This is a genomic window from Streptomyces sp. NPDC005070 (genome assembly GCF_053600395.1).
Genome location: NZ_JBSFZS010000092.1, coordinates 1 through 26,106, shown reverse-complemented (window position 1 = coordinate 26,106; position 26,106 = coordinate 1). Strand labels below are relative to the sequence as shown.

General features: G+C 69.7%; 26 protein-coding genes and 1 riboswitch. Of the genes, 11 read left to right on the top strand and 15 right to left on the bottom strand.

What is annotated here, in order from left to right:
• Window positions 1–267 precede the first annotated feature (267 nt).
• The 4 genes from macS to ACWEBX_RS26905 all read left to right on the top strand — a co-directional run bounded on the left by macS (window position 268) and on the right by ACWEBX_RS26905 (window position 4,466).
• Window positions 268–1,491, top strand: a complete 1,224-nt coding sequence (macS, locus tag ACWEBX_RS26920) for a MacS family sensor histidine kinase (protein ID WP_451887388.1) — start codon at window positions 268–270, stop codon at window positions 1,489–1,491.
• 19 nt (window positions 1,492–1,510) lie between these two features.
• On the top strand, window positions 1,511–2,212 hold the full coding sequence (locus ACWEBX_RS26915; RefSeq protein WP_451887387.1) for a response regulator: 702 nt from the start codon (window positions 1,511–1,513) through the stop codon (window positions 2,210–2,212).
• A 141-nt stretch (window positions 2,213–2,353) separates the two neighbouring features.
• Window positions 2,354–3,382 (top strand): 6-phosphofructokinase, encoded by a 1,029-nt coding sequence (locus tag ACWEBX_RS26910; RefSeq protein WP_451887386.1) that lies wholly within the window; start codon window positions 2,354–2,356, stop codon window positions 3,380–3,382.
• 88 nt (window positions 3,383–3,470) lie between these two features.
• On the top strand, window positions 3,471–4,466 hold the full coding sequence (locus tag ACWEBX_RS26905) for a 2-hydroxyacid dehydrogenase (RefSeq protein ID WP_451887385.1): 996 nt from the start codon (window positions 3,471–3,473) through the stop codon (window positions 4,464–4,466).
• On the opposite strand, the gene ACWEBX_RS26900 is transcribed toward ACWEBX_RS26905, so the two are convergent.
• Both ACWEBX_RS26900 and ACWEBX_RS26895 read right to left on the bottom strand, forming a co-directional pair.
• Complete coding sequence (locus tag ACWEBX_RS26900; protein WP_451887384.1) at window positions 4,418–6,319, bottom strand: anthranilate synthase family protein; 1,902 nt, start codon at window positions 6,317–6,319, stop codon at window positions 4,418–4,420. The two genes, ACWEBX_RS26905 and ACWEBX_RS26900, sit on opposite strands and share 49 nt — an antisense overlap.
• Window positions 6,320–6,431: 112 nt before the next feature.
• Entirely contained in the window at window positions 6,432–6,488 is a 57-nt protein-coding gene (locus ACWEBX_RS26895) for a trp operon leader peptide (RefSeq protein ID WP_101392327.1), read from the bottom strand.
• Window positions 6,489–6,612: 124 nt separating this feature from the next.
• Between ACWEBX_RS26895 and ACWEBX_RS26890 the strand changes: the two genes are divergently transcribed.
• The 3 genes from ACWEBX_RS26890 (at window position 6,613) to ACWEBX_RS26880 (ending at window position 9,767) form a co-directional block, all read left to right on the top strand.
• Entirely contained in the window at window positions 6,613–7,830 is a 1,218-nt protein-coding gene (locus ACWEBX_RS26890; RefSeq protein ID WP_451887383.1) for a glycoside hydrolase domain-containing protein, read from the top strand.
• A 136-nt stretch (window positions 7,831–7,966) separates the two neighbouring features.
• Window positions 7,967–9,319, top strand: a complete 1,353-nt coding sequence (locus ACWEBX_RS26885; protein ID WP_451887382.1) for a class II 3-deoxy-7-phosphoheptulonate synthase — start codon at window positions 7,967–7,969, stop codon at window positions 9,317–9,319.
• Window positions 9,320–9,479: 160 nt separating this feature from the next.
• Window positions 9,480–9,767 carry a (2Fe-2S)-binding protein gene (locus ACWEBX_RS26880; protein WP_451887381.1) on the top strand — a complete coding sequence of 96 codons (288 nt, stop codon included), beginning with the start codon at window positions 9,480–9,482 and terminating at the stop codon, window positions 9,765–9,767.
• A gap of 31 nt (window positions 9,768–9,798) precedes the next feature.
• Here the strand turns inward: ACWEBX_RS26880 and bfr are convergent, their stop codons facing one another.
• Window positions 9,799–10,278 (bottom strand): bacterioferritin, encoded by a 480-nt coding sequence (gene bfr, locus ACWEBX_RS26875; protein ID WP_037623273.1) that lies wholly within the window; start codon window positions 10,276–10,278, stop codon window positions 9,799–9,801.
• 155 nt (window positions 10,279–10,433) lie between these two features.
• Here bfr and ACWEBX_RS26870 point away from each other — a divergent pair, with 155 nt between their 5' ends.
• Window positions 10,434–11,066, top strand: coding sequence for a sulfite oxidase-like oxidoreductase (locus ACWEBX_RS26870; RefSeq protein WP_451887380.1), 633 nt, complete (start codon window positions 10,434–10,436; stop codon window positions 11,064–11,066).
• A gap of 51 nt (window positions 11,067–11,117) precedes the next feature.
• Here the strand turns inward: ACWEBX_RS26870 and ACWEBX_RS26865 are convergent, their stop codons facing one another.
• The 6 genes from ACWEBX_RS26865 to thiO all read right to left on the bottom strand — a co-directional run bounded on the left by ACWEBX_RS26865 (window position 11,118) and on the right by thiO (window position 17,098).
• Window positions 11,118–11,654, bottom strand: coding sequence for a DUF4396 domain-containing protein (locus ACWEBX_RS26865; RefSeq protein ID WP_451887379.1), 537 nt, complete (start codon window positions 11,652–11,654; stop codon window positions 11,118–11,120).
• Between the two features lie 101 nt (window positions 11,655–11,755).
• Window positions 11,756–12,625 carry a deoxyribonuclease IV gene (locus ACWEBX_RS26860; RefSeq protein WP_451887378.1) on the bottom strand — a complete coding sequence of 290 codons (870 nt, stop codon included), beginning with the start codon at window positions 12,623–12,625 and terminating at the stop codon, window positions 11,756–11,758.
• A gap of 93 nt (window positions 12,626–12,718) precedes the next feature.
• Window positions 12,719–14,677 carry a Stk1 family PASTA domain-containing Ser/Thr kinase gene (pknB, locus tag ACWEBX_RS26855; RefSeq protein ID WP_451887377.1) on the bottom strand — a complete coding sequence of 653 codons (1,959 nt, stop codon included), beginning with the start codon at window positions 14,675–14,677 and terminating at the stop codon, window positions 12,719–12,721.
• Between the two features lie 259 nt (window positions 14,678–14,936).
• A complete protein-coding gene (locus ACWEBX_RS26850; RefSeq protein WP_451887376.1) occupies window positions 14,937–15,731 on the bottom strand; it encodes a thiazole synthase in 795 nt (264 codons plus the stop codon).
• Between the two features lie 3 nt (window positions 15,732–15,734).
• Window positions 15,735–15,935: a sulfur carrier protein ThiS gene (thiS, locus tag ACWEBX_RS26845; RefSeq protein WP_451887375.1), complete on the bottom strand. Its 201-nt coding sequence runs from the start codon at window positions 15,933–15,935 to the stop codon at window positions 15,735–15,737.
• Window positions 15,932–17,098: a glycine oxidase ThiO gene (gene thiO / locus ACWEBX_RS26840; RefSeq protein WP_451887374.1), complete on the bottom strand. Its 1,167-nt coding sequence runs from the start codon at window positions 17,096–17,098 to the stop codon at window positions 15,932–15,934. Before thiO ends, thiS begins: the two co-directional genes overlap by 4 nt.
• A riboswitch (TPP riboswitch) is annotated at window positions 17,096–17,208 on the bottom strand. (Overlaps the previous gene by 3 nt.)
• Window positions 17,209–17,260: 52 nt before the next feature.
• Here thiO and ACWEBX_RS26835 point away from each other — a divergent pair.
• On the top strand, window positions 17,261–17,638 hold the full coding sequence (locus ACWEBX_RS26835) for a hypothetical protein (RefSeq protein WP_384784808.1): 378 nt from the start codon (window positions 17,261–17,263) through the stop codon (window positions 17,636–17,638).
• A 92-nt stretch (window positions 17,639–17,730) separates the two neighbouring features.
• On the opposite strand, the gene ACWEBX_RS26830 is transcribed toward ACWEBX_RS26835, so the two are convergent.
• The 6 genes from ACWEBX_RS26830 to ACWEBX_RS26805 form a co-directional block, all read right to left on the bottom strand.
• Window positions 17,731–18,996 carry a tyrosine-type recombinase/integrase gene (locus ACWEBX_RS26830; protein ID WP_451887373.1) on the bottom strand — a complete coding sequence of 422 codons (1,266 nt, stop codon included), beginning with the start codon at window positions 18,994–18,996 and terminating at the stop codon, window positions 17,731–17,733.
• 536 nt (window positions 18,997–19,532) lie between these two features.
• Entirely contained in the window at window positions 19,533–19,772 is a 240-nt protein-coding gene (locus ACWEBX_RS26825; RefSeq protein ID WP_451887372.1) for a helix-turn-helix transcriptional regulator, read from the bottom strand.
• 251 nt (window positions 19,773–20,023) lie between these two features.
• On the bottom strand, window positions 20,024–21,712 hold the full coding sequence (locus ACWEBX_RS26820; RefSeq protein WP_451887371.1) for an ATP-binding protein: 1,689 nt from the start codon (window positions 21,710–21,712) through the stop codon (window positions 20,024–20,026).
• Window positions 21,709–22,236: an HNH endonuclease gene (locus tag ACWEBX_RS26815; protein WP_451887370.1), complete on the bottom strand. Its 528-nt coding sequence runs from the start codon at window positions 22,234–22,236 to the stop codon at window positions 21,709–21,711. The genes ACWEBX_RS26820 and ACWEBX_RS26815 overlap by 4 nt, the downstream gene beginning before the upstream one ends.
• 2 nt (window positions 22,237–22,238) lie before the next feature.
• The gene (locus ACWEBX_RS26810) at window positions 22,239–23,027 is read right to left on the bottom strand and encodes a hypothetical protein (RefSeq protein WP_451887369.1); all 789 of its coding nucleotides are present in this window, start codon (window positions 23,025–23,027) and stop codon (window positions 22,239–22,241) included.
• Window positions 23,024–23,386: a hypothetical protein gene (locus tag ACWEBX_RS26805; RefSeq protein WP_451887368.1), complete on the bottom strand. Its 363-nt coding sequence runs from the start codon at window positions 23,384–23,386 to the stop codon at window positions 23,024–23,026. Before ACWEBX_RS26805 ends, ACWEBX_RS26810 begins: the two co-directional genes overlap by 4 nt.
• A 209-nt stretch (window positions 23,387–23,595) precedes the next feature.
• Between ACWEBX_RS26805 and ACWEBX_RS26800 the strand changes: the two genes are divergently transcribed.
• Together ACWEBX_RS26800 and ACWEBX_RS26795 are read left to right on the top strand one after the other, a co-directional pair.
• Window positions 23,596–23,952, top strand: a complete 357-nt coding sequence (locus ACWEBX_RS26800; RefSeq protein ID WP_451887367.1) for a GntR family transcriptional regulator — start codon at window positions 23,596–23,598, stop codon at window positions 23,950–23,952.
• Between the two features lie 1,280 nt (window positions 23,953–25,232).
• A complete protein-coding gene (locus tag ACWEBX_RS26795) occupies window positions 25,233–25,829 on the top strand; it encodes a cysteine hydrolase (protein ID WP_451887366.1) in 597 nt (198 codons plus the stop codon).
• The last annotated feature ends 277 nt before the right edge of the window (window positions 25,830–26,106 follow it).

Here is a 26,106-nt window from a genome sequence, read left to right as displayed (position 1 = left end):
AGACGGCCGGGGAACAGCCCGAGCCCCGGGCGGAGAAGCAGACCGCTCCCGACGAGGCGCAGGCGGCTCCCGAAGAGAAGCAGGCTGCTCCCGACGAGGCGCAGGCCGCTCCCGAGGCGCAGCCCGCGGAGCAAGACGTGAAGCAGCCCGGTCCGCCGGCCGGTTCGGGGGACACGGGGGAGACCGAGCCGGCCGACAGGCAACGGTCCGGCTCCCAGGAGCGTCCGTAGGGACGTCGGCAGGGCGGGGCAGGGTGGGGTGGGGGGCATGGCCAAGCGCGAGAGAGTCATGAGGATGTCGGTCGAGCAGCCGCTGTGGCGTGCGCTGGCCGGCTACCGGGTGCTGACCGTGCTGTACGCGATCGGGCTCTTCGCCACGACGTACGACAAGTTCGACCGCCCGTGGGTCGCCGTCGCGTTCTTCGCGTTCCTGCTCGTCTGGACGCTGGCCACGCTCCCCTGGGTCTCCGGCGCGGCCAACTGCACCAAGCGGTTCCTCGCCGCCGACCTCACCGTCGCGCTGACCGGCATCCTGCTCACCCGCGTCGCCGACTCCGCCTCGCGCATCGACGCGGGCGGCCCGACGCTGCCGTCGATCTGGACGGCCGGCGCCGTCCTGGCCTTCGCGATCAAGGGCGGCTGGCGCTGGGCGGCCTTCGCCTCCACGCTCGTCGCCGTGGCCAACATCGTCGAGCGCGGCGCCCCGACCCGGGACACCGTGCACAACGTGATCCTCGTCTGGGTCGCCTCCATCGCCATCGGCTATGTCGTCGAGGTCGCCCGCGCCTCCGAGCGCACCCTCGCCCGCGCCCTGGAGATCGAGGCGGCCACCCGGGAGCGTGAGCGTCTCGCCCGGGACATCCACGACGGCGTGCTCCAGGTCCTCGCCATGGTGCAGCGGCGCGGCAGCGCGCTCGGCGGCGAGGCCGCGGAGCTCGGCCGGATGGCCGGTGAGCAGGAGGCCGCGCTGCGCACGCTGGTGTCGGGCGGTCTGGTGCCCGTCTCCCGGGTGTCGGAGGACGCCGCGCTCGGCGCGCTGGTGCGCGCCGTCGACGAACCCGACGACGAGGATCCCCAGGGGCCGCTCGATCTGCGCGCCCTGCTCGCCCCGTACGCCACCGCGCGCGTGACTCTCTCCGAGCCCGGCGCGCCGGTGCCGCTCGACCCGCCCGCCGCGCGGGAAGTGGCCGCGGCCGTGGGTGCCGCCCTGGACAATGTCCGCAGGCACGTGGGTGAGGACGCCCGCGCCTGGATCCTGGTCGAGGACGAACCGGACGCCGTGATCGTGACGGTCCGCGACGAGGGCCCCGGCATCCCGGAGGGGCGGCTCGCCCAGGCCGAGGGCGAGGGGCGGCTCGGCGTGGCGCTCTCGATCCGCGGCAGGCTGCGCGAACTGGGCGGCACGGCGGAGCTGATCTCCGTCCCGGGACAGGGCACCGAGGTCGAGCTGAAGGTACCGAAGGACGCGCGGGGGAAGGCGAAGACACGATGACGAAGGCGACGGTAGGACGATGACGGGCGGGACCGCGGACCAGCCGCGGGCGGGGGAGAACCCCATCAAGGTGATGGTCGTGGACGACCACCCCATGTGGCGTGACGCCGTGGCCCGGGACCTGGAGGCCGCCGGGTTCGACGTGGTCGCGACCGCCGGCGACGGCGAACAGGCCGTGCGCCGCGCGCTGGCGGTCGCACCCGACGTCCTCGTCCTCGATCTGAACCTGCCCGCCAAGCCCGGTGTCCAGGTCTGCAAGGAGCTGGTCGGCGCCGACCCGTCCCTGCGCGTCCTGGTCCTGTCGGCGAGCGGCGAGCACGCCGACGTGCTGGAGGCGGTGAAGTCCGGCGCGACCGGCTACCTCCTGAAGTCGGCGTCCGCGGAGGAGCTGACCGACGCGGTGCGCCGGACGGCCGTCGGCGACCCCGTGTTCACCCCGGGCCTCGCGGGTCTGGTCCTCGGCGAGTACCGCCGGCTGGCCTCGGAACCCGCTCCGGCCACGGGCACCGACGAACCGAGGGTGCCGCAGCTCACCGACCGGGAGACCGAGGTGCTGCGCCTGGTCGCCAAGGGCCTGAGCTACAAGCAGATCGCCGAACGCCTGGTCATCTCCCACCGCACCGTCCAGAACCATGTCCAGAACACCCTGGGCAAGCTCCAGCTCCACAATCGCGTCGAGCTGGTCCGCTACGCCATAGAGCGCGGCCTGGACGGGGCGTGACCGCCACAGATGCCACCTTCCGGGTGATCTATTGATCAACTACCCGACATTTCACTGGAACAGCCCGTCCGCACCATGCCGAAGTGACGAGGGTCACTATTAGCGTGAGTCCGACAGCCAATCGTGGCGAAGGGACTTTCCATGCGGGTCGGAGTACTGACCGGAGGCGGCGACTGCCCCGGGCTCAACGCCGTCATCCGGGGCATTGTCCGCAAGGGCGTGCAGGAGTACGGCTATGACTTCGTCGGCTACCGGGACGGCTGGCGAGGGCCGCTCGAAGGCGACACCGTACGGCTCGACATCCCCGCCGTGCGCGGGATCCTGCCGCGCGGCGGCACCATCCTCGGCTCCTCGCGCACCAACCCCCTCAAGCAGGAGAACGGCATCCGCCGGATCAAGGAGAACCTCGCCAAGCAGGAGGTCGAGGCGCTCATCGCGATCGGCGGCGAGGACACCCTGGGCGTCGCCGCGCGGCTGGGCGACGAGTACGGCATCAACGTCGTCGGCGTACCGAAGACCATCGACAACGACCTCTCCGCCACCGACTACACCTTCGGCTTCGACACGGCGGTCAACATCGCGACCGAGGCCCTCGACCGCCTCCACACCACAGCCGAATCGCACATGCGCGTCCTCGTCTGCGAGGTGATGGGCCGCCACGCGGGCTGGATCGCCCTGCACTCGGGCCTGGCCGGCGGCGCGAACGTCATCCTCATCCCCGAGCAGCGCTTCGACGTGGACCAGGTCTGCGCCTGGGTGACCTCGCGCTTCAAGGCCTCCTACGCGCCGATCGTCGTCGTCGCCGAGGGCGCCATGCCCCAGGACGGGGACATGGTCCTCAAGGACGGCACTCTGGACTCCTTCGGGCATGTCCGGCTCTCCGGCGTCGGGGAGTGGCTGGCCAAGGAGATCGAGCGGCGCACCGGCAAGGAGGCCCGCACCACGGTCCTCGGGCACGTCCAGCGCGGCGGGACGCCCAGCGCCTTCGACCGCTGGCTCGCCACCCGCTTCGGGCTGCACGCCATCGAGGCCGTCCGCGACGGCGACTTCGGCAAGATGGTGGCGCTGCGCGGCACCGACATCGTCCGCGTCCCGATCGCGGAGGCCACCGCCAAGCTGAAGACGGTCGACCCCAGTCTGTACACGGAGGCCGGGGTGTTCTTCGGCTGACGGCGGCACCCGGCCGTGCCCGCGCGGCTCCGGGGGTACGGGGGTACGGGCCGTATATTCGGCCCGTACCCCAGCACGGGAGAGACCGGTGGAGATTCTGGCGTTCGGCGTCCAGTCCGACGAGAAGCCCCTGCTCGAGAAGGCCTTCGCGGGACGCCACGAAGTCCGCTGCCTCGACGTCTTCCTCAGCGAGGACACCGCGCCCATCGCCGCCGGCTACGAGGTCGTGTCCACCAGCGTCAACTGCGCCCTGGGCCACCGCGTTCTGCAGACCCTGGCGGCCGGCGGCACCCAGCTCGTCGCCCAGCGCTCCACCGGGTTCAACAACATCGACCTCGACGTCGCCGAGCGCCTCGGCATGACGGTCGCCCGGGTCTCCTCCTACTCGCCCTACTCGGTGGCCGAGTTCGCCTGGACCCTCGGCATGGCCGTCAACCGCCGTATCGTGCGCGCCGCCAACCGCACCCGCGACTTCGACTTCCGCCTCCAAGGGCTGATGGGCCGTGACATGCACGGCCGCACCGCGGGAGTCGTCGGCACGGGGAAGATCGGCGAGGCCTTCGCCCGGATCGCCCACGGCTTCGGCATGAACCTGCTCGGCTGGGACATCGTCGAGAACCCGGAGTGCCTCGGACTCGGCATGCGGTACGTCTCCAAGGAGCGCCTGCTCGCCGAGTCCGACCTCGTCACCCTGCACGTCCCGCTGATGCCGCAGACGCAGCACCTCATCGACGCCGACGCCCTGCGCGTCATGAAGGACGACGCGATCCTGGTGAACTCCAGCCGCGGCGGCCTGATCGACAGCCAGGCCCTCGTCGCCGAACTGCGCGAGGGCCGCTTCACGGGCGTCGGCCTCGACGTGTACGAGGCGGAAGCCGGACTGTTCTTCCTCGACAAGTCCCTCGAAACCGTCGAGGACGACACCCTGGCCCGCCTGGTCACCTTCCCGAACGTCCTGGTCACCTCGCACCAGGCGTACTACACCCGGGACGCCGTGGGCCAGATCGTCGACGCGACCGCCGCGAACGTCCTCGACTACACCGAGGGCCGCCGCTCGGAGAACGTGCTCGTGCCCCGGAGCTGACCCGTCAGCTCCCGCACCACGGCCGCGCCGTCGAGCGTCAGCACCGACTCCGGGTGGAACTGCACGCCCGCGAAGCCGGGACCCCGCAGCGCGTGCACCTCGCCGTTCGCGGCCCGGCTGACCTCGACGCCGTGCGCGGACAGCTCCGCCAGCGCCTCGTCGTCGCAGCGCGCCACGAAGCTGTTGTAGAAGCCGACGGTCTCGGCCCGCCCGAAGAGGTCGATACGGGTCTGCGCGCCCTGGTACGGCACGTCCTTGCGGACGATCTCCAGCCCCAGCTCGGCCGCGATCAGCTCGTGCCCGAGACAGACACCGAGAACGCCGTGCCGGTGCTCACGCAGCACCTCGGCGGCAAGGCCGCGCAGAAAACGCATCTTGGGATCCGCCCCGTCGGAGGGATCGCCGGGACCCGGGCCGAGCACCACCGGCCCCTCGTGCGCGCGCACCACGTCGCGCAGTCCCGGTTCGTCGTAGCGGCGTACCGTCACCTCGAGCCCGGACGACCGCAGGACGTGCGCGAGCATCGCCGTGAAGGTGTCCTCGGCGTCCACGACCAGCGCGTGCCCGGCGAGTTCCCGGGAACGCTCCTGCATCCGCAGCCAGAACGGCGCCAGCGAGGCCCGCCGTCCGTCCAGCGACGCCCGCACCCGAGGATCGTCGCCCAGCCGCGGCCGGGCGCCGTCCGGGCGCGGCCGGCCGGGCCGCACCCCCAGCGCGGCGAGCACACCCGCCGCCTTGGCGTGAGTCTCGGCGACCTCGCCCGCCGGGTCCGATCCCCGCACCAGGGTGGCGCCGACCGGCACCCGCAGTCGGCCCTCGGCGTCGATGTCGGCCGTGCGGATGAGGATCGGGGAGTCGAGGGTCTGTGCCTCGGGGCCGGCGTTCGGCCCGTCCTCCCGCTGCCGCCCGACCAGGGCCAGCGCCCCCGCGTAGTAGCCGCGCCCGCCGACCTCGTGACGCTCGATGACACGGCAGGCGTTCTGCACGGGCGAGCCGGTGACGGTCGCCGCGAACATGGTCTCCCGCAGCACGTCCCGCACGTCCAGCGAGGAGCGGCCCCGCAACTCGTACTCGGTGTGCGCGAGATGGGCCATCTCCTTGAGCCGCGGCCCGATCACCACCCCGCCCATGTCCCCGACCGTGCACATCATCTTGAGCTCCTCGTCGACGACCATCGAGAGCTCCTCGATCTCCTTGCCGTCGGCGAGGAACGCGAGCAGGTCCTCGGGCGTCGGCCCCCCGGCCGGGTAGCGGTACGTCCCGCTGATCGGGTTCATCACGACCGTCCCGGCGGACATCCGCACATGCACCTCCGGGCTCGCCCCGACCAGCGTCCGCTCCCCGGTGTGCACCACGAACGTCCAGTAAGCGCCCCGCTCGCCCGTCAGCAACCGGCGGAACAGCGCCAGGGCGTCCGCCCGTCCGAACCCCGGGATGCGGCCCTCGTACGTCCGCCGGATCACGAAGTTGGCGCCCTCGCCGCGCCCGATCTCCTCGCGCAGCACCCGCTCGACGATCCCGGAGTACTCCTCGTCACCGACGTCGAAGCCGCCGCCCTCGACCCGGACGTCGTGGGCCGGGAGCTGGGCCAGCACCTCGGCGAGGGGCAGTTCACGGCGTTCCTCGGGGACGAGCACCGCGAGTGGGGTGCCGTCGTCGCGCACGTCGAAACCGCGCTCCCGGATCTGCCGGAACGGGATGAGGGCGAGACCCTCGTCGGGGATGTCGGCGAGGCGCTCCAACTCGCGCACCGGCCCCAGCAGCAGTTCGACCACGTCGTGGTCGCGGCCCGGCGTGCGGCGGCGCAGCAGGGCGAAGGGACGGGGATCGTCCAGTAGGTCGAGCAGATTCATCGGGTGCGGTCCTTCTCTCGAATCGTGCATCTCGGAGAGGAACGACCCGGGTCCGCGAACACCGAAGGCCGCCCCTCGGGCGGCCTTCGCGAAGTCGTGTGTCTACGCGCAGTCAGTGGGCCGCCGGATGAGCGGTCCACCACCAGTTCTGGTTCGAATGCGCGAACATGCGCCGCACCTTACCCGACGGTGGGGGGCGGCAACAGCGTGAAACGGCCCCGCGGGGCGTTCCTACCGTCCGGTCACCGGCCATGGATGGCCAGACAGCCCGAACGCACCGAGAAACGAGAACCATGCACGCAAGCCGTTCGTCCCAGACCCGCCGGACCGGCGCCCGCGCCCTGACCGTGCTGCTCGCGGCGGCCGCCCTCGCCGCCGGACCGCTCGTCCCCGCGAGCTCCGCACCGCTTCCGAGCGACACCGAGGACCTGACCCAGGTCGCCTACCGCGGCTACATCTTCACCGTGCCCGACTCCTGGCGGATCGTGGACCTGAAGAAACACCCCGACACCTGCGTCCGCTTCGACCGGCACGCCGTCTACCTCGGCACCCCGGGCACCGACCAGAACTGCCCGGCCAGGGCCAGCGGCCGTACCGAGGCGCTGCTGGTCCAGCCCGCCCCCGTGGCCCCCCGGGCCGTCACCGAGAACCCGGTGGCCCGCACCTACCGGGCCACCGCCGACCGCATCGCCGTCACCGCGGCCTACGGATACGACCGCGCGCGCATCCAGGACGTCCTGAGCAGCGCCGGACTGCCCGTCGCCGCCGCCCGGCGCGAGGAACCCGCGCGGCAGCGCGCGGTGGCCGCGCTGCCGAAGGACGCGACCTCCTTCCGCGGCGAGGGCTTCGACGCCTGCACCGCCCCGAGCCAGTCGGCGATGAACGCCTGGCGCGACGACTCCCCGTACGGCGCCATCGGTGTCTACATCGGTGGCATCAACCGCGCCTGCGCCCAGCAGCACCTGACCGCCGGCTGGGTACGGACGCAGTACACGAACGGCTGGCGGTTCTTCCCGCTGTACGTCGGCCGGCAGCCCTCCTCCGACGGCGGGAGCTGCGGAGGCGGCTGCGCGGCGATCACCAGCCCGGTGTCGCAGGGCACCGCCGGCGCCGACGACGCCGTCAAGCAGGCGGCCGCGCTGGGCTTCGGCAAGGGCTCGGTGCTCTATCTCGACCTGGAGCACTACGAGCCCGGAGGCAAGGTCACCGACTCGGTGCTCGCCTACCTCCAGGCGTACACCGTGCGCCTGCACGCGCTCGGCTACCGCTCCGGCGCGTACGGCAACACCTCGTCCCTGGTGTCCGACCTGATCGCCAACAAGAGCCGGCTCACCCTGCCCGACGTGATCCACTTCGCCCGCTGGAACCGTGTGTCGAGCACGTCCGACTCCTCGATCCCCTCGGCCCTGTGGTCCAAGCACCAGCGCGTCCACCAGTACGTGGGCGACACGACCGAGACCCACGGCGGGGTGCGGATCTCCATCGACCGCGACCGCCTCGACGTGGACTAGGGCCCCCGTCCCGTCTCCGGGCGGGCGCCGCGACCGTTCGCGGTGCCCGCCCGGAGAGTCACCGATCGAGCGCGGTTCGTCTCACTTGATGAGCATGTGGACGGGACGCCCGACACGACCCCGTAATGTTGTCCGGGTGACCGTGAACGCTAAGTCCAGCGCGAGCGCTGGCAACACCTGGCGAAACCTGCCCGCGGCGCAGCAGCCCGAGTACCCCGATGCCGAGGCTCTGCGCGATGTGATCGCGGACCTCGCGTCGTATCCGCCGCTCGTCTTCGCGGGCGAGTGCGACCAGCTGCGCGCCCGGATGGCGTCCGTCGCCAAGGGAGAGGCGTTCCTTCTCCAGGGCGGCGACTGCGCCGAGGCCTTCGACGCCGTGTCGGCCGACCACATCCGCAACAAGCTCAAGACGCTGCTCCAGATGGGCGCCGTCCTCACGTACGCCGCCTCGGTGCCGGTGGTCAAGGTCGGCCGGATCGCCGGCCAGTACTCCAAGCCCCGCTCCAAGGGCACCGAGACCCGCGACGGCGTGACCCTGCCGACATACCGGGGAGACTCGGTCAACGGCTTCGACTTCGTCGAGAAGTCCCGCATCCCGGACCCCGAGCGCCTGAAGCGGATGTACAACGCGTCCGCCTCGACGCTGAACCTGGTGCGTGCCTTCACCACCGGCGGCTACGCCGACCTGCGCCAGGTGCACGCCTGGAACCAGGACTTCGTGAAGTCCTCCCCGTCCGGCCAGCGCTACGAGCAGCTCGCGCGTGAGATCGACAACGCGATGAACTTCATGCGGGCCTGCGGCACCGACCCGGAGGAGTTCAAGACCGTCGAGTTCTTCTCCTCGCACGAGGCGCTGCTCCTCGACTACGAGTCGGCGCTGACCCGCGTCGACTCGCGCACGGGCGACCTGTACGACGTCTCGGGCCACATGGTGTGGATCGGCGAGCGCACCCGTCAGCTCGACGGGGCGCACATCGAGTTCGCGTCGAAGATCCGCAACCCTGTCGGCATCAAGCTGGGCCCGACGACGACGGCCGAGGAGGCGCTGCAGTACATCGAGCGCCTCGACCCGGACCGCGAGCCGGGCCGGCTGACCTTCATCGTGCGCATGGGCGCGGACAAGGTCCGCGACAAGCTGCCCGAGCTGGTCGAGAAGGTCACCGCCTCCGGCGCGACCGTGGCCTGGGTGACCGACCCGATGCACGGCAACACCTTCGAGGCGGCCTCGGGCCACAAGACCCGCCGGTTCGACGACGTGCTCGACGAGGTGAAGGGCTTCTTCGAGGTCCACAAGGGTCTCGGCACGCACCCGGGCGGTATCCACGTCGAGCTCACCGGTGACGACGTCACCGAGTGCGTGGGCGGCGGCGACGAGATCTTCGTCGACGACCTGCACCAGCGCTACGAGACGGCTTGCGACCCCCGTCTGAACCGCAGCCAGTCCCTCGACCTGGCCTTCCTCGTCGCCGAGATGTACCGCGACCAGTAGGAGATCAACAGGCGTCACGCCTGTTACGGGCACCTGAAGTGGGGCGCGGATCACATACGATCCGCGCCCCACTCCACTTTTGTGGTTCCTGTGCGACGGGTAAGGTTAGGTTAGCCTCACCGATCATCGGGACGGCACGACCCAACGATTCCGGCGGGAGGTGAACCGCGTGTACGTCTGCAGTTGCTTCGGGATCACCGAACAGCAGGTGAAGAAGCATGCGGAGGACGGCGCCTGCACTCCTCGGCAGATAGCGTCGGCCTCCAAGGCGGGCACGGACTGCGGTTCCTGCGTACGCCGGATCCAGGCTCTGCTGGGCAGGGGCTCGTGTCCGCGCCGTGAAATGGCCGACCGGGGCATGCCGGTGCTCTCCGAGGTCCTCGGACAGGCCGAGGCCGAGCGGCGCGAGACCGCCGGGTACGGGACCGCCGGGCGCGAGGCCGCCTGAGCCTCCGGGCGTCTGCCGGCCCTCCGGCCGGCTAGCTCTCCGGCTGCTCGATGAGCTGCGCGATGTAGAGCGCCTCGCCGAGTTTCTCGACCAGTTCGAGCTGGGTGTCCAGGTAGTCGATGTGGTGCTCCTCGTCCTCGAGGATCGACTCGAAGATGTTCGCGGACGTGATGTCGCCCTTCGCGCGCATCACCTCGATCCCGCGCTTGAGGCGGTCGATCGCCTCGACCTCCACCTGCCGGTCGGCCTGGAACATCTCGGTGACGGTCTGCCCCACCCGGACGTGGAAGAGCCGCTGGTAGTTCGGCAGGCCGTCCAGGAAGAGAATGCGGTCGGTGAGCACCTCCGCGTGCTTCATCTCGTCGAACGACTCGTGCCGGGTGTACTTCGCGAGCTTCGTCCAGCCGAAGTTCTCCTGCATCTTCGCGTGCAGGAAGTACTGGTTGATCGCGGTCAGCTCGGCGGTCAGCTGCTCGTTGAGGAATTCGATGACCTCGGGGTCGCCCTGCATCGCAGAGGCTCCTTCCAGGCGGGTTGATGGGCAGATTGCGCCGCATTTTTGCACCGGTGTACCGGAGCGTCCAGTAAGTGCACGCTTACTCCGAGTTGCCCCGATCCTGCCCGTGCTGGTCATGGGCACTGTTCCCGGTCTGTCAGGATGGAGTCATGGGTCAGCCGGTGGAGCGCGCATCTGGAGAAACGGCACAGTCGGAGCTTCCGCCGGGACAGCGACTTCAGCGCGGCTGGCCGGTCACGCACTACGGCCCCGTCCCCAAGTTCCGCCCCGAGCGCTGGGAGTTCCGGGTCTTCGGAGCCACCGCCGACGGCGGGAAGCAGTGCTGGAGCCACGACGAGTTCTCCGCCCTCCCGTACGCCTCCGTCGTCGCCGATCTGCACTGCGTCACGAAGTTCAGCATGCTCGGGGCCGAATGGGGTGGCGTCCCCGCCCGTACGATCCTGGAGATAGCCCCGCCGGCGCCCGCCGTCACCCATGTGATGGTCTGGGCGGAGTACGGGTTCAGCTCGAACCTGCGGCTCGCGGACTTCGCCTCCGAGCGGACCATCTTCGCCACCCACAAGGACGGCGAGCTGCTGACGGCGGAGCACGGCTTCCCGCTGCGCCTGGTCGTCCCGCATCTGTACGCGTGGAAGGGGCCCAAGTGGGTGCGCGGCGTCGAGTACATGACCGCCGACCGCCGGGGCTTCTGGGAGGAGCGCGGCTACCACAACGTCGGTGACCCCTGGCGCGAACAGCGCTACTCCTACCAGGAGGAACCCGGGGACGGCCCCGAACTCTGAGCCCGCGGCCCGAGCTCCCGCGCGCGTCCCCGCTGCCGGTGTCCCGGCGGCTCAGTGGTGGTACCGGTGCACCACGGCGTGTCCCTTGCCCCGGCCGATCGTCCACTTGTTGACCGGCGTCGTGACCGCGAAGGCCACCGCGAGCGAGATCAGCAGCGATCCCCAGAACAGCAGGTCGTCGAGCTGCGCGTCCATCGCGTCCGGCCACAGCGCGATGACGCCGTTGTCGATCAGCTCCATCACCGCGATGGACAGGGTGTCCGCGGCCAGCGCGACGCGGAGGGCGGTGCGGAAGCCGACGCCCGCCCGCAGCACCCCGCGCAGGGTGAGCGCGTAGCCGAAGAAGAAGGCCAGCGCGATCGCCAGGACCGTTGTCGGAACGTTCCCCCACCCGAGCGCCGTGCCCACCACCATGCCGAGCACCTCGCCGATGGCACAGCCGGTGAGGCAGTGCAGGGTGGCCGTGGCGGCCATGGCCCAGCCGGCCGCGGCCGGTCCGTGGTGGTGGTCGTGCGCGTGTGCCGGTGCGGGTACGTGGTTGTCCGCGGGTGCGTGCTGGTCCGCGTGGGCGTGTGCCTCGTGCTGCATGAATTCCCCCAGGGTCGCGTCACGGGTCCTTCGTACCGGAGAGAACCACATACCCCCCTGGGGTATTCCCGTCAGGGTCGCGGGACTAGGGCAGACAGGCCCTAACCGTCGCGGAGCTTCTTGAGCCGTTCCACGTCCGCGGCGTGCCCTTCCTTCCCGCCGGGCGTCTCGATGATCAGCGGTACGCCCTCGGTGGCGGGGTGCGTCATCAGGGCGCGGAACGGGTCCTCGCCTATGTGGCCGGAGCCGATGTTCTCGTGGCGGTCCTTGTGCGCGCCGACCACATCCTTGGAGTCGTTGGCGTGGATCAGCTTCAGCCGCCCCTCGCCGACGGTGTCGACCAGCAGATCGAGGGTCTGGTGCATGCCGCTCGGCCCGGTCAGATCGTGGCCCGCCGCGAAGATGTGGCAGGTGTCGAGGCAGACGCCCAGCTTGGGGTGCGCGTCCAGGGCCTCGAAGTAGGGCCCGAAGTCCCAGGTGCGGGAGCAGAGGGAGGAGCCCTGGCCGGCCGTCGACTCCAGCAGCAGGAACGGGTCGTCGTCGTGGGTCAGTTCGTCCAGCAGCGGCAGCAGCCGGTCGCGCACCTGCCGCAGCGCGACGGACCGTTCCCGGCCGCCGGTGGCGCTCCCGGTGTGCACGACCACCCCGAGGGCGCCGATCTCCCGTCCGCGCCGCAGCGAGTGCCGCAGCGACTCCACCGACTTCTCGACGGTCGCCTCGGTGTGCGAGCCGAAGTTGATCAGATACGGGGCATGCACGTACGCCGGGATCGACCCGGCGGCGCACGCGGCGCGGAAGTCCTCGTCCTGCTTCGGGTTCCCGGCGGGCGTCGCCCAGCCGCGCGGGTTGGCGACGAAGACCTGGACGGTCTCGGCCGCGAGCTCATGGGCGTAGGCCAGACCGACGGAGTTGAGGCCGCCGGCCACGGGGACATGGCCGCCGACGGGGTTGCGGAGCTGCTTGCTGGTCACACCCGTCAGGGTGTCACGCGCCGCCGGGCACCCCGCGGGCGGACCCGTGGGGTGCCCGGCGGGAACCCGTGGGGTGCCCGCCGGCGGATCCGCTCAGCGGATCTGGATCGTGATCGTCGAGCCCTTGGGTGCCGTGTCGCCGCCGTCCACCGACTGCTTCTTGACCGTGTCGCCGAAGAGCCCGAGGAGCCCGCGGTCCTCGTCGACCTTGAACCCGGCGTCCTCCAGGGCTTTCCTCGCGTCGTCGACGCTGTCGCCCACGACGTCCGGGACCTCGATCATCTCGGGGCCCTTGGAGAGAGTCAGTGTCACCGTGTCGCCCGTGGCGGCCTCACGGCCCGCGCGCGGCGTCTGCTGGGCGACCTGGCCCTTGTCGAACTCGGAGTTGACCCGCTCCGGGGCGATCTTCACCTTCAGGCCCGCGCCCTCCAGCTCCGCGGTGGCGTCCTCGACCGACGAGCCGGTCACGTCGGGCAGTTCCACCGGGCTGCCCTTGCTCACCACGATCGCGATCGCCGAGCCCGAGTGCCGCTCGGTGCCCGCGGCCGGATCCGTACCGATCACGAAGCCCCTCGTCACGTCCTGGCTGAACTCGCGCGTGACCATGCCGGCGACGAGCCCGTCGCCCTTGAGCACTTCCCTGGCCTTGAACAGGGCGAGGCCCTTGAGGTCCGGCACCTTCACGGTCTGGGGGCCGTCGGAGACGGTCAGCGTCACGGAGTCGTTGTCGCGGATGCGCTCGCCGACATTGGGGTCGGTGCTGATGACCCTGCCCCGCTTCACGGTGTCGCTGTAGGCGTGCTTGACCTGCTTGACGTCGAGCCCGGCGCCCCGGAGCTGGGTCCTGGCCTGCGCTTCCGTCTTGGCCAGGACGGGCGGGACCTTGGTGAACTGGCCCGAGTTGATGTACCAGACACCCGCGCCGAGGCCGAGCACCAGCACGATCGCGGCGACGACCAGCAGCATCCCGCGCCGCGGCGGCCGCGTGCCCGCGGTCCGCTGCTGGACCGGCGCGGTGGTGAAGGGGCTGCTGTCGGTCGTGAACGGGCTGCTCTGTTCGAACCGGCTGGTCCGGTCGAGGGAGTCGTCGTCGTTCACGGGCAGCAGACGGGGGACGGACAGCGAGCGCGGGATCACGCTCGTACGGTCGTCGGCGTTGTCGTGGCCCACGGACAGGGCGCCCGGCGGGATCGCGTCGAGCCGGTCGGCGGTGAGGCCGGCGCGCGCTTCGAGGACCTGTCCGAGCAGGGCCACCGCGTCGGCCGGGCGGAGCTCGGGATTGCGGGCCGTGGCCGCGGTGACCAGCTCGTCGAGCGCGTACGCGAGGCCCGGCACGACGGCCGACGGGGGCGGTACGTCCTCGTGGAGGTGCTGGTAGAGCACCTGGGCGGGGGAGTCCGCGGTGTGCGGCTTGGCGCCGGTGAGCATTTCGTAGAGGACGACACCGCAGGCGTAGACGTCGACCCGGGTGTCGGCGGTGCCGTGCTCGATCTGCTCGGGGGCGAGGTACGACACGGTGCCGAGGATGGCGCCCGTCGTGCTCGTCACCGTGTCCACGGCGCGGACCAGCCCGAAGTCCGCGACCTTGACCCGGCCGTCGTCCCCTATCAGGACGTTCTCCGGCTTCATGTCGCGGTGTACGAACCCGGCGCGGTGGGCCGCGCCGAGCGCGGCGAGCACCGGCTCCAGGATGTCGAGCGCGGCCCGCGGCTGGAGGGCGCCGCGCTCGCGCAGCACGTCGCGCAGGGTGCACCCGGCGATGTACTCCATGGCCAGATAGACGTACGACCCGTCCGCCCCCTGGTCGAAGACCTGCACCACGTTGGGGTGCGCCAGCCGGGCCACCGACTTGGCCTCGCGGATGAACCGCTCGACGAACGAGGCGTCGGCGGCCAGCGTCGGGTGCATCACCTTGAGCGCGAGCACGCGGTCGAGGCGGGTGTCCAAGGCCCTGTAGACCGTGGCCATCCCGCCGACCGCGATCCGCGCGTCGACGCGATAGCGGCCGTCGAGCACGTGTCCGACAAGCGGGTCCTGAAGGGTCGTATCCACGCAGGTGAGTCTACGAGCCACCACTGTCACGGCGCCCCGTTCGGGCGATTCGGGGCCCCGACTGCATCCGAGCTGTGACGCTCACCAGGTATACGAAGATCTGTTCGTCGCACGGATGTCCGATCATGCCCCGTCTGTCACCACAAGGACGCAACGCGACAACCCGCACCGCACGCGCGGCCGGAAACCGACGCCGGACGGAAACCGGCGCCGGGTGGAAACCGCGGCGGACGGAAGCCGAGGCGGGGCGGGAAGGGGCTCAGAACGCCGGGCGCTCCGGGTCCAGTACCGCCCTGCCCTCCACGGGAGAGGACGCCGTCGCGAAGTGCCGCCGCGGGATGCGCCCCGCCCGCCGCGCCAGACGGCCCGCCTCCACCGCGTGCCGCATGGCCTCCGCCATCAGCACGGGCTCCTGCGCGCGTGTCACCGCCGAGGCCAGCATCACGCCCGCGCATCCCAGCTCCATGGCGAGCGCGGCGTCCGACGCCGTGCCCGCTCCCGCGTCCAGGATCACCGGCACGCGCGCGTTCTCGACGATCAGCTCGAAGTTGTGCGGGTTGCGGATCCCGAGCCCGGACCCGATGGGCGAGCCGAGCGGCATGACCGCCGCACAGCCGACGTCCTCCAGCTTCCGCGCCAGCACCGGGTCGTCGTTCGTGTACGGCAGCACGGTGAAGCCGTCGTCGACCAGTGTCTCCGCCGCGTCGAGCAGCTCGATCGGATCGGGCAGCAGGGTGCGCTCGTCGGCGATGACCTCCAGCTTGACCAGATCGGTGTCCAGCGCCTCGCGCGCCAGACGGGCCGTCAGCACGGCCTCGCCCGCGGTGTAGCAGCCGGCCGTGTTCGGCAGGACGCGGATGTTCAGCCGGGCCAGCACCGACAGGACCGAGCCGTGCACGGACGCGTCCACGCGCCGCATCGCGACCGTCGTCAGCTCCGTGCCGGACGCCACCAGGGAGCGCTCCAGCACGTCGAGGCTGGGCGCGCCGCCCGTCCCCATGATCAGCCGGGACGCGAAGACCGTACCGCCGAGGACGAAGGGGTCGTCTGCCATGGGTCAGCCTCCTTGGACGGCGGTGAGGACCTCGACGCGGTCGCCCTCGGCGAGCGCGGTGGACGGCCACTGCGCGCGCGGGACGACGGTCTCGTTCAGGGCGGCGGCCACCCCGGACGACGAGGCGGTGAGGGTCGCGACCAGCGTGTCGAGAGCGGTCCCGGCGTCGATCCGCCGCCGCTCCCCGTTGACGAGGATGTTCATACCGGCAGCTCCGTGAGGGCCGAGGCGCCGAAGCGCAGGGGGGTGAAGGGGCGGGCTTCGGCGGGGAGTTCGCCGGTGGTCAGCACGTGGGCCATCACGTCACCGGTCACGGGCGTCAGGAGCACACCGTTGCGGTGGTGCCCGGTGGCCAGCAGCAGCCCGTCCAGGGCGCTCGGGCCGAGCATCGGCGCGTTGTCGGGCGAGCCGGGGCGCAGCCCCGCGCGGGTCTCGGTGAGCGGCAACTCCGTGATCCCGGGGACCAACTCGTGGGCGTCGCGCAGCAGCTCGTACACGCCGCCCGCCGTCACGGTGGTGTCCCAGCCCAGCTCCTCGCTGGTCGCGCCCACCACGAGCTCGCCGTTCTCGCGCGGCACCAGGTAGACGTGGCTTCCGCGCACCACGGCCCGCACCGTGCGGTTCAGGAAGGGCGCGTACCGGCGCGGCACGGTCAGCCGCAGCACCTGCCCCTTGACCGGGCGCACCGGCGGCACGGCGTCCTCGGGGACGCCCGCCAGGCGCCCGCTGAGGCTGCCCCCGGCCAGCACCACCCGGTCCGCGGCGAGGCCGGTGCCGTCCGCGGTGACGACACCGGTCGCCCGCTCCCGTACGACGCTCAGACGCTCGGCCCAGGTCCGGTGCACGGTCACCCCGGCCCGCTCGCACGCGGTGACCAGGGCGGCGGCGAGGCGCCGCGGGTCGATCTGGTGGTCGCCGTCCACCCGCAGACCCCCGCGCACGCCGGGCGCGAGCATCGGTTCCAGACGGCGGCACTCACGGCCGCTCAGCCACTCCGACTCCAGCCCCGAGCGGACCTGGAGCGCGTGCAGTTCCCGCAGATGGGCGCGGTCGTCGGAGTCCAGCGCGACGGCCAGCGTGCCGCTCCGGCGGTAGCCGAGGTCCTGTCCGGCGGCCTCGGCGAGCTCGGCGGCGAAGTCCGGATAGCGGCGCGCGGAGGCGAGGTTGAGGCCCAGCAGGGTCTCCTCGCCGAAGTGCAGTTCGGTGACGGCGGCCAGCATCCCGGCCGCGACCTGCGCGGCGCCGCCGCCCGGCTCGGGGTCCACGAGCGCGGTCGTGAACCCGCGCTGCGCGGCCCGCCAGGCCGTCACCAGACCGATGATCCCGCCCCCGACGACGAGGACGTCCGACGAACGTGCAGACGGCATGGGCGTCCAGCCCCTCCCTTCGCCGGCATGACCCGGATCAGGTTCGTACGGTCGGAGGCCGCCCAGCCTCCCTCTCAGCCCGGTGCGTCCGGGCTCCCGCGAGTGCTTTACGTTGGCCACCCTAGCCCGCCCCCGTCCGTCTCAGTAAGGGAGCCTCCGCCCATGGCGCGACCGCTCGACGGCCTCGTGCTCGCCCCCGTCGCCGACCAGGCCCCGGGCCAGGTGGGCACCCGCACCCGGTTCACGTACCACGAGGAGGACGGCGTGGTCTGGGCCGACTACGCCGGCGGCGACGTCGTCCGCGGACATCTCGTCGGCACCCGCGAGGGCGACCGCCTCGACTTCCGGTACGTGCAGCTCAAGCGGGACGGGACCACCGCGTCGGGCCACTGCGTGTCCCTCGTCGTGGAACTGCCCGACGGCCGGGTGCGGCTGGAGGAGACCTGGACGTGGGAGTCGCAGCCGGGCGCCGGGACGAGCGTGGTGGAGGAACCGCGCGCGACCGGCCGTGTGCAACAGGTCACCGAGCACGTCCGCTGACTGACGGATCGTCACGTGTCTATGGTGATTTATTGACGGAGCGACGCCGAACGTACTGCTACCAGCAGGTTTGCTGCTGGTAGCAGCGTCGTTCAGGCCGCCTGGGCCGTCTCTGGGCCGTCGTGAGCTTTCCTGGCCGCTTCGTACATGCTGTCTACGGCTGACCGGGTGCGGCTTTCGCTGCTCGGCATGAGATGTGTGTAGACCTTCAGAGTGAATCCCGGATCACTGTGCCCGAGGTACTGGCTCAGAGCCTTGATGTTTTCTCCCGCGTCCAGCAGCACGGAGGCGTAGAAGTGCCTCAGCGCGTGCATGCCGTCCTCGCGCGATGCTTGGGCCCGCTTGCCCCGTCCAGGCTCAGGGATGACGCCTGCGGCCACGAGAGCGGGCTTCCAGACGCTGAGATTGAAGGAGTTCCGGTGCAGCGCCGAACCGTCCTCGTTGATGAAGATCAGTTTCTTTGTCACTGGGGGACCGTCCAGAGTGCGCCAGGGGAGGGTGACATCTACGGGCGGGAATCGCTTGATGTGAGCAGCGAGGGCGGTGCTGACCCCCTTGGGGAGAGGTACGTCGCGGACCTTTCCGCCCTTCGGCGGCGCGAAGACCAGATGCCTGTTGATCGGCTTCACCTGGTAACCCACGTGCAGCCAACCCGTCAGGAACTCCACCTCGTCGACCGGAAGGCCGAAGATTTCGCCTTGCCGAAGTCCGCAGCCTCCTCCTACATCGGTGGTTGCCCGAAAGCGTTCCGGGAGCGCTGCACGCGTGGCGAGCATGCGGTCAACAGTCCACGGCCGTACGCGGCCGGCGGCGGGCTTCGGGGCCTTGACCGATCCAGCGCGGCAGGGGTTCCGCGCAATGAGCCGATCGTCCACCGCGGCCCTGAAAACGGACGAGACATTGCCGAAGATGGCCCGTCGGTACGACGTGGCCAGCCCAGCCGATTCGAGAGTGTGGGACCACCCTCGAATGTGCTCGGGATGGAACGAACCGAGCGGCCGGGAGCCGATGTACGGGAAGGCGTGAAGGCGTAGCCGCGTCCCGACGGTCGTGCGAGTCGCCACGTCTGTGGTCTGGGCTGCAATCCAGCGTTCCGCGTATTGCTGGAACGTGGTCCGACTGGCGCGCGGGTCGATGTACTGGCCCCGCGTCATGTCGGCCTCAATGCCGGACAGCCATTTCTCGGCGACTCGCTTCTGTCCATCGGGGAAGCTCTTGGACTTCTCCGTGCCGTCGGGCCCGATGTAACGGGCGCGGTAGCGCAGGCCCGTTCCGTGCCGCTCCGTCCTGGTGCGGGTGGACTTGCCGTTGGCGTCGGTGTCGGTCTTGTACCAGCGGTCTTGGATGTGGCCAGCCATGGGGCTGATCCCTTCTCGGTAGCAGGGTGCGGCGGGGTCCGATGAGCTCCGTCGGCCCGGATTTGGGGTGTGCTGGGCCAGGCCTGCTAGTTGCTAGAGGCCTGATCACTTGGGGTTTGGGGTGCTAGCGGGGTTGCTACCGGTAGCGGGTGGGGTTGCTACCGGTAGCAGAGGCCCGGCGGGTCTCAGGGAGGCCGAGACAGGGGCTCTCGGGTGGCTTCCTGAGGGGGTTTCGGGGGTGCTGGGGGCGTGCCTCCCTGCCTCCCTGAGAGGCCGTCTGTGCTGGTCAGGCAGAGGGAGGCGGGTCAGGGAGGCTGCCAGGGAGTCCTCCCTGCCTCCCTGGCCACGCGGGCGCTGCCTCCCTGCCGGCGGCGGGTGTCTAGCGAGCGAGGGCGGGCCGTCCGGCGGTGTATCCGGGCCGGAAGGTGGTTCCTCGGGGCCGGGGCGCTAGGTGCTAGGTCGCAGACCAGGTACGGGATCGGCTGCTAGCGGGGGTGCTAGGTCTAGCGGCTCCCGGTGCTAGACCTAGCAACCGTTCAGGCGGCGTCTGCGCGGGCGGTCTGTTCGGCCTCCCAGGCCTTTACGGCGGCGGGGTTGAAGCGGAGGTAGCGGCCGACGCGGAAGCCGGTCGGGCCGATGCGCTTGCGGCGCCATTGGTAGACGGTTTCGACGCTCGGGAGGCTGAACATGGTGACCAGGTCTTCGGGGGTCAGGTAGCGGTCCGGGAGGCCGCCGCGCAGGCTGTCGCGCGGGTCGGTCGGCTCTTCGGTGGCCATGGCGATGTTGACTCCTCGTGTCCGTGGTGGCGGTGCGTGGGAGTGGTGCCGGTCGCTGTCCTAGAGAGTTGGTGTATCGCAGCGTCCGCAGCGTCCCAGCGTCCGCACGTTGGAGTCTGTGCAGGCCAGAGGCAGTGAGAAGTGTGGACGCTGGGACGGACGCTGTGGACGCTGGACGGCTCTAGCGTCCGCAACTTCGACGTGCCCGGGCCGCTGGTATGCGGCCCGGCCCGGCTGGTCTTCCGGTGACGTCAGGGCTGTTCAGGCCGGGTTCTGCCTTCCCCGAGCGGGGCCACCTCCGGCCAGAGGGAGGCCTGTTCGGATGTGGACGCTGGATCGTCCTCGGGGGCTGCGCGGGTGAGGGTGAGGAGTCGGTGGCGGTGCCGGTCCTGGCTACGTTGCGTGTCGTCCACGGTGATCCCGATGGACCGCAGCAGCGGTGCCAGGCGCTTGACGCGTCCGCTCGCGCGGGTGGCGTCCTTGGGCCAGTTCGGCGGCCGGACCAACGGCGCGGGCAGTGCTTCGAGCAACTGCCCGGCGGTGCCCTGCCAGATGCCGGCCTGGTCGACCAGGTGGGCGATGGCCATGGCGAACAGGTCGCCTTCCATGGCGTCGGTGGCGACGTTGGCGGAAGTGGCGATGTAGTCGCGCAGGGTGTTCCAGCCTTGGGACTGGTCGACCGCGGCGAGGATGCGGGCGAAGTCGGCCATGCGGGGCATGGACTCCAGCCGTACCGACGGGAGTACGGCCAGCGTGCAGGCCAGCACGTCGAACAGCGCCCCGAGCACGGCCGGGCGGACCGCCGCGAAGGTGGCGTCCAGTTCCTCTTCGGAGCGGCGCCGGTGGGAATCGATGAGTTGCAGGTCCAGCAGGAGCACCCGTTCCGCCAGGTCGCCCGCGAGAGCTCCGGCGTCGATGGTGGTCATGGCCAGCACGCGTTTGAAGGTGAGTACGACCACGTCGTCGTCGGTGTACAGGGCGCGGTCGACCACGCCGTCGCCGGTTACCGCCTTGCACAGCGTGTCTGACAGCCAGGGCGGGATCGTGCTGACGTTGTCCAGGCACAGCGCCCAGGAGCTGAACGCCTGCCGCGACCACGCCTTTTCGTCGCGGGGCTGGCTGCGTTTGGCGGCAGGGGACGGGTCGACGAGGTTGATGAACATCTGCGCGGCCTTGGACTTGCCCGTGCCCTGCTCGCCCTTACACACCAGAGCGGGGTGCGGGATCTCCGGAATCCACGCCGCGACCAGCCATGCGACGAGTTGGTGAAAGGTCGGCTCGTCCATGTTCAGCAGTGCGTGCAGCTTGGCCAAGCCGTCGCCGTCCAGGACCGGTTCGGGCATCGGCGCCATGGCTCCGGAGCGGCGGAAGAGCACCGGGGCCCGGTCGACCACCTGCCAGCCGAGACCGGAGACGACGACCGCGCGGCCGTCCGCGCTGCCGAGGTCGACCACCACCGCGCCGGCCGGATCCCGGCCGACCCGCAGGTTCACGGTGACGGGGTCGGTGTCCTCCGCGATCCCTTCGAGCACGGTCATCGCGTCCGCGAGTGCCGACTGTGAGGCGACCTCGCCGGGGTAGTCGTCGGCGAACTGCCGTGCCAGGCGCTGTCGTACGCCGGTCTTTCCCCGTAGCGGGAGCGCGATGTTCGAGCCGTCCAGGGCGACCGCGTAGGGGCGGCTGTCGGTGGACAGCACGAACCGGTAGCGCTCGCGGGCAATGTCGACCAGTCGGGACGCGGCGGACGGCTTCTTGTCCTCCCCGGAGCCGACGTGTGGGGGGCGTGCGGGCGTGCGGCCCGCACGTGCGGGTGCCCGATCCGCCTGTGCGGATGGAGGTTCGGGCGGGGTGTTCACGGTGTTCACGGCGGTGTTCACGGTGAACACCGCGCTGTTCACGGGTCGGGCCGATCCGTTCACGGGACCGTTCACGGTGTTCACGCGGCAACCCCCTCTTCGTTCGGTCCGTCACACGCCCGGATCGGTCGGGGTGTGCGCGGGTAGTCGGGTCGGGCCGACGACTGCCGTACGGACGGGCAGTTGCATGTCGATTCGGGCTGGTCGGAGGTCGACTCAAGGTCGACTGGTCGGGGTGTGACGTCGGGTGTGACGCGGGCCGTCACGCTGGCCAGAGCCGTGCGGTGGGCGGTGGCGAGTCGGGCCAGCAGGGGCCAGTCGACCGGCTGGAGGACCGGCGTGTTCGGGTCGGCCCACCGCAGCAGCAACAGGGCGAGCGAGAGCGGCAGTCGGTCGGCCTTGGCCTGGTTGCAGTCGACGCAGGCAAGCATCAGGGACGTGACCGACCAGGAACGCCAGAGCGACTGCGGCACGACGTGATCGAGCGTGGCCTCGCGCAGGCTGGGAAACGTGCAGCGGCAGTAGGTGCAGTGCTGGCCGTGGCGGCGCGCGAGCTGTTCCTTGCGCACGCGCCGTTTCGCGGAGTTGAGGGGGTGAACGCGGCTCACGCCTACCACTCCGTTCGGGCGGACCGCAGCCACAGGCCGTCAGGTGCGGCCGGCGGAGTGAGCCCGACCAGGTAGCCGCCAGTGTCCGGGCGCACGATCAGGGGGGCGGGCTGGCGCCGGTCCCACCGCACCAGGTCGAACGCGAACCGGCGGCGGTGGTAGTCCGGCAGAGCCTGCTTGTACAGCCACTCGCGGTCCCGGTCGCGGTCGGCGGTCCGGCCGAACTCGCTGGACATCACGGCCCCGAGTCGGATCAGGGTGTCGGTCGGCACGGCCGTCACGCCCTCGTGGATGGCGCGGGACACCAGCAGCTTGCGGCGCGGGAGTTCCCGGAACTCGGCCATGCGGTACCGGTCCAGGCTGGACAGGTAGATCGCTACGCCGACTTCCCCAGCCGTCATCGGACGGGAGCGGGCTCCCTCGTACCAGAACGACAGGGCCAGCCGGTAGGCGAAGCGGCGGCACGCGGCTACCTCGGGCCACTCGACCGGGTCGGCGTCCAGGTCCTCAAACTGGGGTGTGACGCCCGCGATCCCGGCCGGGCCCAGCGTCCTTACCGCGCCGTTCAGCGCGTCGTACAGGGTGTCGGTGTCGGGGACCGGTACGGACAGTTCGTCGGCGGCCGTCTCGAACAGCGCGGCTGCAGCTTCCGCGACCGTCAGTTCTAACCCCAGGATCGGGATCGTGGGCAAGTCCTCCCCGGCGGGGCGCCGGTCCATCTCCGCAAGGGAGAAGACCGGCGCCGGGTTCGGAGCGACCCGCGCCAACAGCGCGTCCGTCGCGTTCGTCATGCCGCGACCCCGAACACGCGGGTGATCGTGGCGGCCAGAGCGCGGGCCCACTTCACGGTGTCCCGCTCTCCACGGCCGTGCAGGACCGTCAGGGCGGCGGCGGCCTTGTCCTCGAACATGACCACGTCGGTGGCCAGCAGTGCGAAGTTCAGCGCATCCCGCACGGCCTGGTCGTCGTCCAGCTCCGCGTACACCAGGCCGCCCGACTCGATCAGCAGGGCGAGCATGTCGGCGAACGACAGGTGCGCCACGACCGGAACCGCGACCCGAACGAACTCCTCTTCCTCCGGCTCGCCGAAGACATTCACACGTCGGCCGGGCAGGGTCGGAAGACCGGACGGGAGAGTTGCAGGCATCATGGATGTACCCCTTCGAGGGCCAGGGAGCGGCCGTCTGCTTGGCGGTGGAGGCTGCTCCTGCGGTGGTTGGCCCCAACGGGCCTTTGGTGCGGTAACACCGACGGTCCGTTGGGTGCCTTGCTGTGCACTACGGTGCACTAGGGTGCCTTGCTCGTCAACCCCCTGCGGTCCTCTAGTGCGCATTGGGGTGCCCGACGTAGCCTGGAGCTATGCCGATCAATCGAACTGGAGCAAGGCCGCTCAAAGCGCAGATCCTGGATGAGCTCAGACAGCGACTGGCCGCAGGGCAGTACGAGGTGGGCACGAAGTTCCCGTCCCTGCGTGAGCTGACGTCCGAGTTCGACGTAGCCGAGATGACAGTGCAAGGGGCGGTGCAGGAGCTCCAGCGCGCCGGGTTCCTCGAAAGTGTGGCCGGGAAGGGCACGTTCGTTAAAGCACTCCCCGAGGTGGCAGATGCTCCGCCGGCCGACCCCAACACGTGCGAATGTGCCGAGGTGGACAAGCTGCGAGTGGAAGTGGCAGAGATCCGGGCCCGGCTTGAGGCTCTTGAGCGAGCGGGCTCCTGACAAAGCGTCGACTTGGCATGCATCGAGCGTGCCTCTGGCGAGAGAACAGCGGCAGACGACAGGCGCTGACAGCGCTGGACAGTCAACGCGTCCATGGACAGGGGGACACGGCGTATGGACAGGGGGACAGCCGACAAGGATCAGCGGTTAGTTCCGAATCAGGTATTGATCAGCCTTAGGGGTGAGCGTGGGTGGGGCAGGCCAAGGCTGGCCAAGGCATTGGATTCTCTCTGTGTGAGCAAGGGGTGGAGTTCGCCGGGGTTAGCCGCGCTCGAAAAAGCCCTGTACCGAATTGAAACAGGACGAGTCGTTCGGCCGGATGACTTTTATACGCGCCTACTCTGTGAGGCATTCGGTAAGTCCACTCGCGAACTATTCGGAGACCTTGACGCAAGGACTCTAGATCGGGAAGCGTCAGCCTGTGGCTTACGGAGTCATAAATTTATTCCGATTTTCGTCGGTCCGGACGTTGCAGCCAGACTGGTTGACTCGCAAGGGATGAGCGGTGCCAGCGATCAGTGGGTCGACTGCCATCGGGCAGAGTTCCCACTCTCTGACGCACAATGCACGCTCTACAGTTGGCCGTTCGGTGTCGTCATGTATCACGTTGTCGAGGATCGACCCATCGAGCAAGTTGCCGAGTTAGCCGTTTGGCGCCGCGCCTCTTACGAGGAGAATATGTCCTGGGCGCAAAATGAATTGCGCAGGCTAACCGGTGTCGAGAGCTTGAGCGCTTCATATGTGCTCAGCCTCTATTGGCTGGATCATTCAGTCTGGTCGGGCATCCAATTGGAAACGGCGCTACGCATGATGTGTATGCCTCGTGTCCTCCTTGAACGCGATGACGTCCGTAGTGACGCTAGAGATTCGTTCGGGCATGCAACCCTGATCGAACAGGCACTCCTGCGCGAGGGATTCAACCATCCGGAGATGGTGGATTTCGGAATCAAGGGAATTTCTCACGGTTTTGCGTCATGGTCTGGTGTTGTCTATCACCCGGTCGCGCCAGAGCGAGGCCTATCCGAGCAAGATCTAGTGGCCTGCGAACTGACCGTTCAAGCGATTTGGGCATACTGCGATTACATAAGGGGTCAGCTAGAGAAAGGGATTGATCCCGAAATTCCGCCAGAATTTGGGTGGCGGTTCCTTAGGGGGATTAGATCACGAGTAACGACTGAACGCCCGCGGGAGACGTCTCAACATCGGGCCATGCGCGAGGCTGTTGTGGGAACTAGTGGCCTTGCGAGGCACTTGTCACAGGCTGTGGAAACGCTACGTGAATGCGAGGGGTAGTGAAGATGGACGCAAATAAGGCCGTGCTCGTAGTGGTTGATGCGCAAAATGGCTTCATTCGGGAACCGTCTCAGCCTGTAATCCCTGTGATCGCAGATATTGTTTCTCGGTGGCAGAGGAACGGGGGTGACGTGATTTTCACCCGCTATCTAAATTACCCCGGAAGCCCATTTGAGCGCATGATTCACTGGACTGCGCTTCAGGATGCACCGCAGACGGATATCGTCCCAGAACTTCTCCATTTCGCGCGGCGGGCAACGGCTATCCTAGACAAGACGATCTATAGCCTATTCTCGGAAGAAGGCTCCGAACTCGTTCGGCGGCATGGGTGGACTGACCTGTATATTTGCGGAATCGCCACGGAAAGTTGCGTACTCAAGACTGCGGTCGACGCATTCGAACGGGACCTCACTCCGTGGCTTCTCGAAGACGCGTCGGCGAGCCATGCTGGCTCCGCTGTGCACGACGCCGGGATTTTGGTAGCTAGCAGGTTTATCGGTGTAGGTCAGATCATCAAGACCGACGATGTGCCACGCTCGCTCCTTCCGGATTCTTCACCAGTCGCACGCTCTCACGCGGGATAGAACGAGCGGCCAAAGGCCGCACGACTCTTGGCAGTTCGCTTCGCTCACGCGGCAACATCCGTGACCCTGGAGCCTGTTGGGCCCCTGAGGAAGCGGCCTGGACCGAAGAGACCACCCAGCGCGCCGGCGCGGGTGGTCTCTTCGTCGTCCCGCAGCGTTCAGCGTCCGCAGCTCTCTACTGACTAAGACATCGTTTCATTTGGTGAGGCGGCGGTGGCAGATGAGGGCTGCGGCGATGCCGACGAAGGCGAGGAAGTGTTCGGCCTTGCGCTCGTAG

Coding starts and splice junctions, on each gene's coding strand:
- ACWEBX_RS26900 (WP_451887384.1), bottom strand. CDS start 6,319: ATGAATCTGCTCGACCTACTGGACGATCCCCGTCCCTTCGCCCTGCTG.
- ACWEBX_RS26800 (WP_451887367.1), top strand. CDS start 23,596: ATGCCGATCAATCGAACTGGAGCAAGGCCGCTCAAAGCGCAGATCCTG.
- ACWEBX_RS26865 (WP_451887379.1), bottom strand. CDS start 11,654: ATGCAGCACGAGGCACACGCCCACGCGGACCAGCACGCACCCGCGGAC.
- ACWEBX_RS26825 (WP_451887372.1), bottom strand. CDS start 19,772: ATGGCCACCGAAGAGCCGACCGACCCGCGCGACAGCCTGCGCGGCGGC.
- thiO (WP_451887374.1), bottom strand. CDS start 17,098: ATGCCGTCTGCACGTTCGTCGGACGTCCTCGTCGTCGGGGGCGGGATC.
- ACWEBX_RS26870 (WP_451887380.1), top strand. CDS start 10,434: ATGGGTCAGCCGGTGGAGCGCGCATCTGGAGAAACGGCACAGTCGGAG.
- ACWEBX_RS26830 (WP_451887373.1), bottom strand. CDS start 18,996: ATGGCTGGCCACATCCAAGACCGCTGGTACAAGACCGACACCGACGCC.
- ACWEBX_RS26795 (WP_451887366.1), top strand. CDS start 25,233: ATGCGAGGGGTAGTGAAGATGGACGCAAATAAGGCCGTGCTCGTAGTG.
- ACWEBX_RS26810 (WP_451887369.1), bottom strand. CDS start 23,027: ATGACGAACGCGACGGACGCGCTGTTGGCGCGGGTCGCTCCGAACCCG.
- ACWEBX_RS26890 (WP_451887383.1), top strand. CDS start 6,613: ATGCACGCAAGCCGTTCGTCCCAGACCCGCCGGACCGGCGCCCGCGCC.
- macS (WP_451887388.1), top strand. CDS start 268: ATGGCCAAGCGCGAGAGAGTCATGAGGATGTCGGTCGAGCAGCCGCTG.
- ACWEBX_RS26835 (WP_384784808.1), top strand. CDS start 17,261: ATGGCGCGACCGCTCGACGGCCTCGTGCTCGCCCCCGTCGCCGACCAG.
- ACWEBX_RS26915 (WP_451887387.1), top strand. CDS start 1,511: ATGACGGGCGGGACCGCGGACCAGCCGCGGGCGGGGGAGAACCCCATC.
- bfr (WP_037623273.1), bottom strand. CDS start 10,278: ATGCAGGGCGACCCCGAGGTCATCGAATTCCTCAACGAGCAGCTGACC.
- ACWEBX_RS26910 (WP_451887386.1), top strand. CDS start 2,354: ATGCGGGTCGGAGTACTGACCGGAGGCGGCGACTGCCCCGGGCTCAAC.
- ACWEBX_RS26850 (WP_451887376.1), bottom strand. CDS start 15,731: ATGGCAGACGACCCCTTCGTCCTCGGCGGTACGGTCTTCGCGTCCCGG.
- ACWEBX_RS26805 (WP_451887368.1), bottom strand. CDS start 23,386: ATGATGCCTGCAACTCTCCCGTCCGGTCTTCCGACCCTGCCCGGCCGA.
- thiS (WP_451887375.1), bottom strand. CDS start 15,935: ATGAACATCCTCGTCAACGGGGAGCGGCGGCGGATCGACGCCGGGACC.